Annotated in this window: 9 protein-coding genes and 1 tRNA gene; all 10 read left to right on the top strand. The window is 37.5% G+C overall.

Translation table 11 applies throughout. From position 1 onward, the window contains the following. Positions 1-50 precede the first annotated feature (50 nt). Positions 51-3,029, top strand: coding sequence for an excinuclease ABC subunit UvrA (uvrA, locus tag HVN35_10035; GenBank protein ID NYB52880.1), 2,979 nt, complete (start codon positions 51-53; stop codon positions 3,027-3,029). A 540-nt stretch (positions 3,030-3,569) separates the two neighbouring features. Continuing rightward, positions 3,570-4,469 carry a two-component sensor histidine kinase gene (locus HVN35_10040; protein ID NYB52881.1) on the top strand — a complete coding sequence of 300 codons (900 nt, stop codon included), beginning with the start codon at positions 3,570-3,572 and terminating at the stop codon, positions 4,467-4,469. A 199-nt stretch (positions 4,470-4,668) separates the two neighbouring features. Continuing rightward, a complete protein-coding gene (locus HVN35_10045) occupies positions 4,669-5,106 on the top strand; it encodes a response regulator (protein NYB52882.1) in 438 nt (145 codons plus the stop codon). 218 nt (positions 5,107-5,324) lie between these two features. Continuing rightward, entirely contained in the window at positions 5,325-7,094 is a 1,770-nt protein-coding gene (locus HVN35_10050) for a PAS domain S-box protein (protein ID NYB52883.1), read from the top strand. Continuing rightward, on the top strand, positions 7,094-7,972 hold the full coding sequence (locus HVN35_10055) for a methanogen output domain 1-containing protein (GenBank protein NYB52884.1): 879 nt from the start codon (positions 7,094-7,096) through the stop codon (positions 7,970-7,972). The genes HVN35_10050 and HVN35_10055 overlap by 1 nt, the downstream gene beginning before the upstream one ends. A gap of 475 nt (positions 7,973-8,447) precedes the next feature. Further along, on the top strand, positions 8,448-9,374 hold the full coding sequence (locus HVN35_10060) for a DUF2121 domain-containing protein (protein NYB52885.1): 927 nt from the start codon (positions 8,448-8,450) through the stop codon (positions 9,372-9,374). Between the two features lie 163 nt (positions 9,375-9,537). Next, the gene (locus HVN35_10065) at positions 9,538-10,314 is read left to right on the top strand and encodes an MBL fold metallo-hydrolase (protein NYB52886.1); all 777 of its coding nucleotides are present in this window, start codon (positions 9,538-9,540) and stop codon (positions 10,312-10,314) included. Between the two features lie 89 nt (positions 10,315-10,403). After that, positions 10,404-10,477: transfer RNA gene (locus tag HVN35_10070), tRNA-Thr, on the top strand. 157 nt (positions 10,478-10,634) lie between these two features. Then, a complete protein-coding gene (locus HVN35_10075) occupies positions 10,635-10,946 on the top strand; it encodes a hypothetical protein (protein ID NYB52887.1) in 312 nt (103 codons plus the stop codon). Between the two features lie 2 nt (positions 10,947-10,948). After that, positions 10,949-11,281 carry a hypothetical protein gene (locus HVN35_10080; GenBank protein ID NYB52888.1) on the top strand — a complete coding sequence of 111 codons (333 nt, stop codon included), beginning with the start codon at positions 10,949-10,951 and terminating at the stop codon, positions 11,279-11,281. Positions 11,282-11,488: the final 207 nt, after the last annotated feature.

Consider the following 11,488-nt stretch of genomic DNA (forward strand, 5'->3'; position numbering starts at 1 on the left):
AAGATAGGCACATAAATTGGAATTAAGATTGAAAAGGGGATTTCAAATTCATGAATAAGAAAGATAGTATTTTAATCAAAGGGGCCCGGGAACATAACCTTAAAAACATTGACCTGGAGATTCCCCGAGACCGTTTAGTGGTTATAACTGGAATCAGCGGCTCAGGGAAGTCATCCCTAGCATTTGACACTATTTATGCTGAGGGCCAGAGGAGATATGTTGAATCCCTTTCTGCCTATGCCCGGCAGTTTTTGGGACAGATGAAAAAACCAGAAGTGGATTATATTGAAGGATTATCTCCAGCCATATCCATTGACCAGAAAACAACCAGAATGAACCCTCGTTCCACTGTGGGAACTGTTACCGAAATTTATGATTACCTGAGACTTTTATTTGCAAGAATAGGTACTCCTCACTGTCACCAGTGTGGTCAGGCCATAAGTCAGCAGACTGCGGGTCAGATTGTTGACAGCATACTTCAGGAAGAAGAAGGTAGTAAAATACAAATTTTAGCACCGCTGGTTCGGGATAGGAAAGGAGAACATCAAAAGGTATTCGAAGAACTGCGCCGTAAGGGTTTTGTTCGAGTACGGGTAGATGGTGAAATTCACAGTCTTGATGAAGACTTCCAACTGGAGAAAAACTTCAAACACAGCATAGAAGCTGTAGTTGATCGTCTGGTGATTCGATATGACCGGGATTTTGAAAGCCGTCTGGCGGATTCTGTGGAAACCGCTCTGGAACTGGGTGAAGGTCTCCTGATCGTGGTTTATGGGAATGGGAATGCCGGGGAATGTAATAAGAATATTAAGAAAGGGAATGGGGGTCAAGGAAAGAACAAGGCTAATGAAAATAATTATGAGAAGATCTACAGTGAACACTTCGCTTGCACTGACTGTGGAATCAATTTTGAGGAGATCAGCCCCAGAATGTTCTCCTTTAACAGTCCACACGGGGCCTGTCCCGAGTGTAATGGATTGGGAAGTAAACTGGAGATCGATGCAGATCTGGTAGTGCCTGACTGTGAACTTTCCCTTAATGAAGGGGCTATTTTACCTTGGAGCAAATCCAAACATCGGGATAACTATTACGGGCAGATGTTAAGGGCAGTAGCTGACCACTATGGTTTCAGTATGGACACTCCCTTTAAGGATTTACCTCAAAAATACCAGGATATCATTCTTTACGGCTCACCTGATAAAATAGAATTTGTCTTCCAGAGAAAAAATCGTCTGCATCGGGTTAATCGTTATTTTGAAGGTGTGGTTAGGCGTATGGAACGGATTTACATGGAGACCAAATCCAATTACATGCGCAGCTATATGGGTCAATTTATGAGTGATAGGAAATGCCCGGCGTGTAACGGTACCCGCCTGCGTCCTGAAAGTCGCAGCGTGACTGTAGGTGGTAAATCCATCCCCCAAGTGGTGGAGATGCCTATAAAACATGCCTATGCCTTCTTTGAAAGCCTGGAATTATCAGAAAGGGAACAGTTCATTGGCCATGAGGTTTTAAAGGAGATAAAAGAACGTTTGAAATTCCTGAAAGATGTTGGTCTGGATTACATCACTCTTGAGCGATCTTCAGGTAGTCTTTCCGGGGGAGAGGCGCAAAGGATACGTCTTGCCACCCAGATTGGATCCGGGCTGGTGGGAGTACTATACATATTAGATGAACCCAGCATTGGACTCCACCAGCGAGACAATCATCGGCTCATTGAAACCCTTAAAAAATTAAGGGATATTGGAAACACCCTCATTGTGGTGGAACATGATGAAGACACCATTTTACATGCAGATTATGTGGTGGATATCGGGCCCGGGGCAGGAGAACATGGTGGATGGATCACTGCCACTGGCACTCCCCAGGAGATAATGGAAAACCCAGAATCCATTACCGGTCATTATCTTTCCCGTCAAGAAACCATTCCCATCCCCTCTAAACGCCAAAGGCCTAATGGGAACTTTTTAACTGTGAAGGGTGCCCGAGAACACAACCTACAGAATATTGATGTTAAATTCCCCTTGGGAGTTTTTACCTGCATCACTGGAGTTTCAGGTTCAGGTAAAAGTACCCTTATCAACGATGTATTATACAAGGGACTTTACGGAACCCTCAACCATAAGCACCTTAATCCAGGTGAACATGACTCCATTACAGGTACAGAACACGTGGATAAAGTTATTATCATTGACCAGTCACCTATTGGTCGTACACCACGCTCTAACCCTGCCACGTATACAGGAGTGTTCACTTATATCCGGGAAATGTTTGCACAGACACCTACATCCAAAAAAAGGGGTTACAAACCCGGAAGGTTCAGTTTCAATGTAAAAGGTGGGAGATGTGAGGCCTGCACAGGTGATGGTATTATCAAAATCGAAATGCACTTTCTGGCTGATGTTTACGTGCCCTGTGAGGTGTGTAAAGGTAAACGATATAACCGTGAAACCCTTGAAGTAAGATATAAAGGTAAGAACATCTCTGAAGTGCTTGACATGACTGTTGAAGAGTCTTTGGAATTCTTTGAGAACATTCCACGTATAAAGAAGAAACTCAAAACTCTGGATGATGTTGGTTTGAGTTACATTAAACTGGGACAGCCTGCTACCACCCTATCTGGTGGAGAAGCCCAGAGGGTGAAACTGGCCAAGGAGTTGAGCCGTCAAAGCACTGGCAGAACTCTATATATTCTGGATGAACCAACCACCGGTCTGCACTTTGCAGATATCAGGAAACTACTCCATGTTCTGGGAAGGCTTCGTGATGGTGGTAACACCGTGTTGGTTATTGAACACAATCTAGATGTGATTAAAACCGCAGATTATATCATAGATCTGGGACCTGAAGGTGGAGATGGCGGTGGAAGGGTGGTTGCCCAGGGAACACCAGAGGAAATTGCTGCCAGTGGCTCTTATACAGGGGAATTTTTAAAAGAAGTTTTATCTGAAAGATATAACCCCCTGAATCAATTAACACAATCAAAAAGCAAAATTAGTGAGTCCACCACAGAAAATCGCTCGAAATAAGTAATCCCTTTTTATCTAACATAAATGAACCCTATTTTTTTTACTCCCTATTTTCACCGATTTTTGAAATTAGTTTTATTCATCTTTATTGCTTACATCAACAGAACGCTACGCAGTTATTTTGAAAAATATTGGATGAAATTAGATTAATTTAAAAAAAATGGAAAATTAAAAAGATTGGAAATTAATTAGATTTTAGCGAATGATTAATGTTAGATCAATTATGATTTCTTATCCGTAAATACAGATGAGGATCATTTATTTGACGGATTCTAAGATTATGAAGTAATCAATCATTTAATATGTCTGTGATTTATTTAATTCACTTTTTATTTATCTGAACTTTTTTTCATGTTTTCTCTTTTTTCATGTAAGTTTCTTCGTGCAAATTAATTCTGCAAATTAATTCAATATCGAATCGTTGTGATTATTCTCCCAAATTTTGGATGAAACATTTATAATGTTGTGAATAATGGGTAAATTACATGTATAATAAAGAACATAGATCAATTAAGAATTTAATAAATAAGGGGGTAGAGTATGGTCTTTAACCAAGTGTTAATAAGTTTTTTATGTGCCATTGAACCCGTTTACAATATTTTAACCATGTCTTTAAATGAAGATTACTTTCGTTTGCTAATGCTTATTGTGGTAGTGGTTCTGGTGGCCATACTTGCTGAAAGAATTGAAAAAATCAGAAAACTTAACGAATTGAATAATAAACTAAAAGAGCAAACAGAAAAACTGGAAGATGCAAATCAAGAATTAGAAGCCTTTGCATATTCAGTTTCCCATGATTTAAGAGTTCCATTACGAGCAATAGATGGTTTTTCTCGTATTCTAGTTGAAGATTATGAAGATAAACTGGATGAGGAGGGAATAAGGCTTCTGAACATAGTCAGGGATAACACAGCCAAAATGGGACACTTGATTGATGATATTCTACTACTATCCCGTGCCAGTCGTCAGGAAATGAAATTTAATGAAATTGATATGGCAGCTTTGGCAAAGAGTGTTTACGGAGAATTCCAGGGAGATGTTGAAGGAAGAAATGTGGAATTCAATGTGGGAAACCTGCCCAATGCTTATGGAGACCGGGCACTGCTGAGTCAGGTATTCCAAAACCTCATTGCCAATGCCATAAAATTCACGCGCAATAAAGATCCAGCGGTTATTGAGGTGGGTGGTAAGGTCGAGAAAAATGAAATTGTATATTATGTCAAAGATAATGGAGCCGGATTTGACATGAAATACATTAACAAACTATTCGGATTATTCCAACGACTGCACAGCCCCGAAGAATTTGAAGGAACTGGTGTTGGTCTTTCAATAGTTCAAAGAGTTATAAGACGACATGGAGGTCATGTTTGGGGAGAAGGTGCTGTCGATAAGGGCGCAACCATATACTTCACTCTTCCTAAAAATAAACCTAAAAAATAATCAAGATCATGGGAAATGAAAATCCCAAAACAGTGCAAGGAAAATGAAACAAAAAGTGAACTTATAAATCAAAAAAATGGAATATTAATAAAATGGAACTTTACTCATAAAAAAAAACAAAATATCAGTAACTTTGACTTTTTACACAGCGCAAAAAGGATTGATTTTTTTAATTAGATCAGGAAGGAATGGTGTTTTAATGGAATTGGAAGAAGCTGAAATATTATTAGTAGAGGATAATCCTACAGATGCTGAACTCACCATGAGAGCATTGAAAAGGAAAAACCTAGCAAATCAAGTCGTGTGGGTTAAAGATGGGGCAGAAGCCCTTGATTTCATTTTCGCTACTGGAGAGTACGAACATAGAAATGTGGATAACATTCCCAAACTTATCCTGCTTGATTTGAGGATGCCCAAGGTGGATGGCTTAGAGGTTCTGCAGAAGATCAAAGCTGATGAACGGACAAACAGCATCCCTGTGGTGGTTTTAACTTCCTCTCAGGAAGACAGAGATATTGTGGAAAGTTACAAGTTAGGTGTTAATAGTTATGTTAGTAAACCTGTAGAATTCGATGATTTCATTGAAGCAGTATCTACTTTAGGATTCTACTGGATGCTAATCAATAACCCCCCTTAAATCTTGTTTATAAGAATTTGATTTATGAAATCATAATACTAAATGATAATGATGATAATGTTACTTGTTACTTATAGAAATGTTACTATAGATAATTGTAAGGGAAATAGTTGCTGGAATAATAACTACTCTTAATAAATATTGATAAATATGCAGTAATAAATATGATTCATATGTGAAATATGATTCTTATGTGTTAGAATAAAATCAGTGATGCTATGGAAGAAATAATTAAAGTTCTTATCCTGGAAGATGTTCCCTTAGATGCAGAATTAATAGAAAGGGAATTGAAAAGGGGAGGGTTCACTTTCAATAGCCACCGTGTTGAAGGAGAAGAAGATTACCGGAGGGAAATCGAAGAGTGGCAACCCCATATTATCCTGGCAGACCACTCCCTACCCCAGTTTGATGGAGTATCAGCGCTCTACATAGCACAAGAAAAGACTCCCCACACACCATTCATTTTTGTCAGTGGCAAAATAGGGGAAGAATTTGCAGTTGAAATGCTCAAAAAAGGAGCCACAGATTATGTACTGAAACATAATCTCTCTAAATTAGGATATGCTGTTCGAAGAGCCTTAAAAGAAGCAAAAGAACACTATGAAAAAAAGATGGCAGAAAAAGCTCTTCTTGAGAGTGAAAAAAAATACCGGGCTCTTTTTGAAAAAACCAAAAACCCCATAATGGTATTTGGTGAAGATGGCAATTTCACAGATTTCAACGAGGCCGCAGTAAATTTTCTGGAAACAGAACCAGTAGAACTTCTAAAAAAGAAAATACAAGATTTCATCCCCCCTGAAACTGAGCCCATTGATCTTAAAGAATGGTTCGTCCAGCCAATAGTGGAGTTACCTTTAAAAATCAAAGACGAAATAAAAATTTTGGAGTTAACCATCACCCCAGTGGAATTAGGTGGAAATAATATTTTCTTCGGCACAGGACGGGATCTAACCGAACAGAAAAGGATGGAAAACGCTTTAAAAGAAAGTGAAGAAAAATATCGGTTACTTGTTGAAAATCAGACTGATATGGTTGTTAAATTCGACCCTGAAGGTAAAGTCCTCTTTGCCAGCCCATCCTACTGTGAAGTTCTGGGACGCACTGAAGAGAGTATTATTGGAAGTAATTTCCTGCCACTGGTGCATCAAGAAGATCAGAAAAAAACACACCGGGCACTGGATAAACTCCACCATCCCCCTTACGTTGTTTTCCTGGAGCACCGCCTCTTAACCATGAATGGATGGCGGTGGATTGCCTGGGCAGACAAAGCAATTATGAACCAGGACGATGAACTGGAAGCATTTGTTGGTGTGGGAAGAGATATAACCGAGCGCAAACTGGCTGAAGATAGGATAATGAGATCTTTAAAAGAGAAAGAGCTTCTTTTAAGAGAAGTGCATCATCGAGTGAAAAACAATCTTCAAATAATATCTACTCTCTTGAGTCTTCAATCATCACAGATTGATGATGAGGCTGTTATTGAACTTTACCGTCAAAGCCAAAACAGGATAATGTCCATTGCCCTGATACATGAAAATCTCTACCAGTCCGAAGATTTAACTAATATTAATTTTGCATATTATGTTAAAAATTTAATAAATGATCTTTTCCACTCATATGGTGTTGATCCTGATAAAATCAATATTAAAATGCAAATAAAAGACATTATTATGGGTATTGAGACAGCTATTCCCTGCGGACTTATAATTAATGAACTTATTTCCAACACCTTAAAACACGCATTTCCCACTGGCACTGGGGAAATAAATCTGGAATTGGCAGAAAAGGAAAAGGGAAAATATTTATTGAAAGTTAGAGACGATGGCAAGGCATTCCCCGAGGATTTCAATCTGAAATCCAGGCATACGCTCGGAATAAAACTCATCAAAAACCTTGTTAGTCAATTAGATGGAGAAATGTCGTTTGATAGGGAAAATAAAGAGTTCATTATTGATTTTGAGGAACTGAAATATGAGGAGCGGATTTGATGACCGAATCACGTATACTGGTTGTGGAAGACGAAGCAATAGTTGCCATGGGAATTAAACAGAAAGTAGAAGATCTGGGTCATCGAGTGGTGGATATTGTATACACAGGAGAAGATGCTGTTGAAACCGCTTTAGAAAAAAAACCTGACTTAATTTTAATGGATATTGTTCTCAAGGGGAGTATGGACGGTATAGAAGCCGCTGCCAAAATCCGCAACCAGCTTGATATACCCATAATCTACTTAACAGCCTACTCTGATGAGGAAGTTTTAGAAAGGGCCAGAATGACAGAGCCTTATGGATACATAATCAAGCCTTTCAAAAAGAGTGAACTTAATGCTAACATAGAAATGGCACTCTATAAACATGCTGAAGATGTTAAAAAAAGTGAAAACCTTAAAAAACAGGTTTTAGCAGATTTCTATGATTTCATTTTAAACTCTATGCCCACCACGGCAGATGCTTCAGATGCAGAAATTAGGAACACCTTGCTTAAAATCTTCGCAGCAAGGCTTGAAGAGGATTTAAGACCCCGTTTTGAACAGGAACTTGGAGATATAATTGAAGAACAAGGCCTGGATGATTTGAAAAGTATTTACAATGCATATCTGGACTGGGTAGCCAATCTGTTCGCAGATTTCGGTATTCAAACTAAAATTGAAGCTAAAGGCGCTGTACATCTTTTCAAATTCTTGAATTGCCCCTGGATTGAAGATGCCAAAAAGAAACCTGTTTTCTGTCTAAACTGCCAGGCCATTAATCAGCAAACCTTTGACTGGACAGGTATGGAAGGTAAAGTAGAAAAAAGAGCCACAATTGCTGATGGTTCAGATGCTTGTGTCTTCAAATACGTTGTTCCATTTATGAAGAAGGAATAAAGGTCATAAAAAGTATTGGATTTATCAAAAAATTAAAATAATAATAAATGAATAAATGATTTAATGATTTAATGCCAAAATGTGGGTTAAACTCTGAACCAGAGGCAAATAATGGTTTTTGATCCAATTCAATAAGTGTCAAATTGTTAAGATTTTTGATGTTTTCTAGAATAATGATGAGAGAGTAAAAAAATCTTTTTGGCAACTAATGCTTGAAGATTCTTTTTGAAAGTAATTTAACTCATTCAGCGAATATTGTTGTTATTAAATAACTGATTTTACATTACTAACTTGAAAAATACATATATACTAATTCAAAGACTTGGAAAGATAATTGTTAGATATTTCTAAATTTAATATGGAAAGGGACTATAATAAAAAGATTTTAATTAAATACAGATAAATAAATATTAAAAAATCATTTTGATTTTATTAAAAATAGTGGATATGGATATTAATTAATATTGGTGATTTTATGAGCCTGATTATGACATATGTAGGGAGCAAAGGATGTGTAATGGCTGGTGACAAGCGAAGCATAGGTTTTCTTGGTGATAAAAATCAAAGAGAGGTTCTTGAAGAAGATTTGTACTCTGGGAAGATTCAAACTACTGATGAGCTCCTTAAAAGAGCAGATGAGCTTGATATAAATCTTAAAATAACGGATAATGGGGAGAAGATTCGTAATCTGGGTGAAGTTCTGGTTGGTGAGGTTAAAGTTCGCGCAACCCATGAAACAAAACGTAAAAGGATTTACGCCACCACCAATGGTTTTCACCAGGTTGAACTAACTGGTTCCCAGATAAATAAAATGCAAAGTGGTAAAAGCTCCATTGTTATTTTCGGAAATAAAATCACCAAAGAAATAGCCAATAAACGTTTGAAAAAGTATTGGAAATCTAAAATTAGCCTGGTGGAAGTGGGAGAAATCTTCCAAAAGGTTATGGAAGACGTGGCCCAAGCCACACCCTCAGTGAGTCCAGAGTATGATATATTCATTATCCACCCTCAACTGGAACATAAACAGGCCATGGAACTATTAAGAACCACTATCCTCAGTGATGTGAAGGAACTGGAAAAATGGAGAGAAAAGCTCCGGCAGGAAATGCTGGCAAAATCACGAGATATTCAAATGGCATCCAAGATCATAACTCAGGGGGAGGTGGGAAGAGTTAAAAAGGCTGAAGGGGATAAAGTTGAAGTAATTCTCTCTGAGGGTGTTGAAGCATTGAATATGGATTGGGAAGTCCTTGCCCGTGCAGGAGACTCGGTCATCATGAAACTGGAACAAGCTTCACCCCTAAATATTGGTGATTTGGTGGTAATTGAAGATGAAAATCTATGTGTCAAGAAGAATAAAGCTGCTTTAAGCTGTGATATCATTTTATGCAAAGCAGATTAAAAGATATTTAAAAAGTTTATTGGAAAGGTATTATTTGAATTTTTAATTAAAAAAGAATTAATTAAAAAAATAATTCCCTGAATAAATTTAACCCTTTAACCAGATAATAAACTTAAAGTATAAAATCAAGGTGAATATATGAAGTTAACCTTTTTAGGAAGTGGTGGTGGACGATTTCGCTACTATAACCCAGCGCAGGATGACCGGCGGATTTAGAATCGATGGTATTGACGGGAAAAACCTGCACCTGGATCCTGGGCCTGGGGCTCTGGTAAGAAGTTACCAGTTCGGTGTGAACCCCCTAAAACTCCACGGAATCCTGGTATCACACTCTCACACCGACCATTATAGCGATGCTGAGGTCTTAATTGAGGCCATGACTCGGGGTATGACCAGAAATAAGGGGCTGGTTATTGGGAGTCAGAGTGTTATACATGGTTACAAAAAGTGGGGACCATGCATATCCCATTATCATTTGAGTAAACCAAGGGTGGAAGTTATGGAAGCTAGGCAAGTACTCCGACTGGATAATTTGAAGGTTACTGCCACCCCTACCAAACATGGTGATCCTAAAAATATTGGTTTTCGTCTGGAATGGGATGGATTCACTCTTTCCTACACCTCTGATACCGCCTACTTCGAAGAACTCAGCAAACATCATCAAAAATCTGATGTTCTGATTGCAAGTGTGATAAGGCCTCAGGATGAAAAAATCAGGGGCCATATGTGCGCTAATGAATTTAAAAAACTAATTGAAGAGACTTCACCTAAAATGGCTATCATCACCCATCTGGGTATGAAGCTCATCACTGATCACCCTGTTGAGGAAGCTAGAAGATTAACTGAGGAAACTGGAACAGAAACGATTGCTGCCCAGGACGGAATGGTAATAGATTTGGACCAATTCCGGGCTAAACAGCAGACCCTTGATGAATATTAAATGGATGTATATCTGAACAAGCATCATAATTATAAATAATAAAATCCAATTCGGTAAATAATTCTAAGAATATAATTCTTGGAATAATTGCCTCGGTGGCTCAGTCTGGTAGAGCGCGTGACTCGTAATCTCGTGGTCGGGGGTTCAAATCCCCCCCGAGGCTTTTAAATTTCAATTTTTAAAAAAACCAACGGAATAATATTAATAGTCAAGATATGTATAAACGACTTAATCCTTAAAGCCTTAATCCTTAAAGAATGCTTAAAAATTTAAAACTTGCTAATACTTTGAATCAATAATTCCAAAACAGGTGTAAGTGAATGGATTTAACCTTCTTATTCGTTCAAAGAGGTGTTGGTTTTACACTGGGTTTATTATTATTTTACACGACTTTGAAGTTGCTTAATGCCCTTAAAAATAAAGAAATCGCCATGTCAATGGTTTTTTTACATAAGAAAAGAGTTATTAATCTTTTCGGATTACTGGTTATGAGTACTTTAATAACTTTTATAACCGGGCTGGTTTACGTTTTTTTGGGTAACAGTATTATTGTGGAATTATTGCTGGATTTGAATGCGCTTATACTATTGATGTTCACCTTTTTCTTGCAGAAACTAATGAGGGGGGTCTAATAATGGATATTTTCATCTCAGCAATAATTCTAATCTTAACTACTACCGTGTTTTTCTTACCAGTTAAAATCTTTTTAAATCTCAGGAAGTACAAAGAAGCAGCTTTGGCTTTAATCTTCAATAAGTTAGAAAAAAGTATAGTAGCATTTAAGATTTACGCTGTAGCAATCCTTTTTTTCTCAACGGGAAGATTGTTAGATCTTTTGAATATAACCTCTTCATCCCCACTCATTGATGATCTGGCTACTTTTTTAAATTTAATAACCACTGTTCTCCTTATTTATGCATTTTATAGACTGTTGAAAATAATAGAAATCGAAAGTGGAACTTTTTAATTTTTAAAATTTCTAATTTCATTCCAACTTTAAAATCAATAAAATCAGCAATAAAATCAAATTTTTAATTAAAAATTTTCATTTATAGGGTGTTAGATTTTTACATTTCAGCGAGCCGTTGTAGTTGCTTGTTATCTGGTTTTAGTTTGGATACTATTAAGGCTGCTAAAAGTACACTTAAATATGTCGTTTTTGCTACTGATTTGT

The sequence above is a fragment of the Methanobacteriaceae archaeon genome, from assembly GCA_013403005.1.
Lineage (GTDB): Archaea > Methanobacteriota > Methanobacteria > Methanobacteriales > Methanobacteriaceae > Methanobacterium.

Bases quoted from the DNA above. Each gene is read 5' to 3' on its own strand.
- HVN35_10060 (NYB52885.1), top strand. From the start codon at position 8,448: ATGAGCCTGATTATGACATATGTAGGGAGCAAAGGATGTGTAATGGCT.
- HVN35_10040 (NYB52881.1), top strand. From the start codon at position 3,570: ATGGTCTTTAACCAAGTGTTAATAAGTTTTTTATGTGCCATTGAACCC.
- uvrA (NYB52880.1), top strand. From the start codon at position 51: ATGAATAAGAAAGATAGTATTTTAATCAAAGGGGCCCGGGAACATAAC.
- HVN35_10055 (NYB52884.1), top strand. From the start codon at position 7,094: ATGACCGAATCACGTATACTGGTTGTGGAAGACGAAGCAATAGTTGCC.
- HVN35_10050 (NYB52883.1), top strand. From the start codon at position 5,325: ATGGAAGAAATAATTAAAGTTCTTATCCTGGAAGATGTTCCCTTAGAT.
- HVN35_10075 (NYB52887.1), top strand. From the start codon at position 10,635: ATGGATTTAACCTTCTTATTCGTTCAAAGAGGTGTTGGTTTTACACTG.
- HVN35_10080 (NYB52888.1), top strand. From the start codon at position 10,949: ATGGATATTTTCATCTCAGCAATAATTCTAATCTTAACTACTACCGTG.
- HVN35_10045 (NYB52882.1), top strand. From the start codon at position 4,669: ATGGAATTGGAAGAAGCTGAAATATTATTAGTAGAGGATAATCCTACA.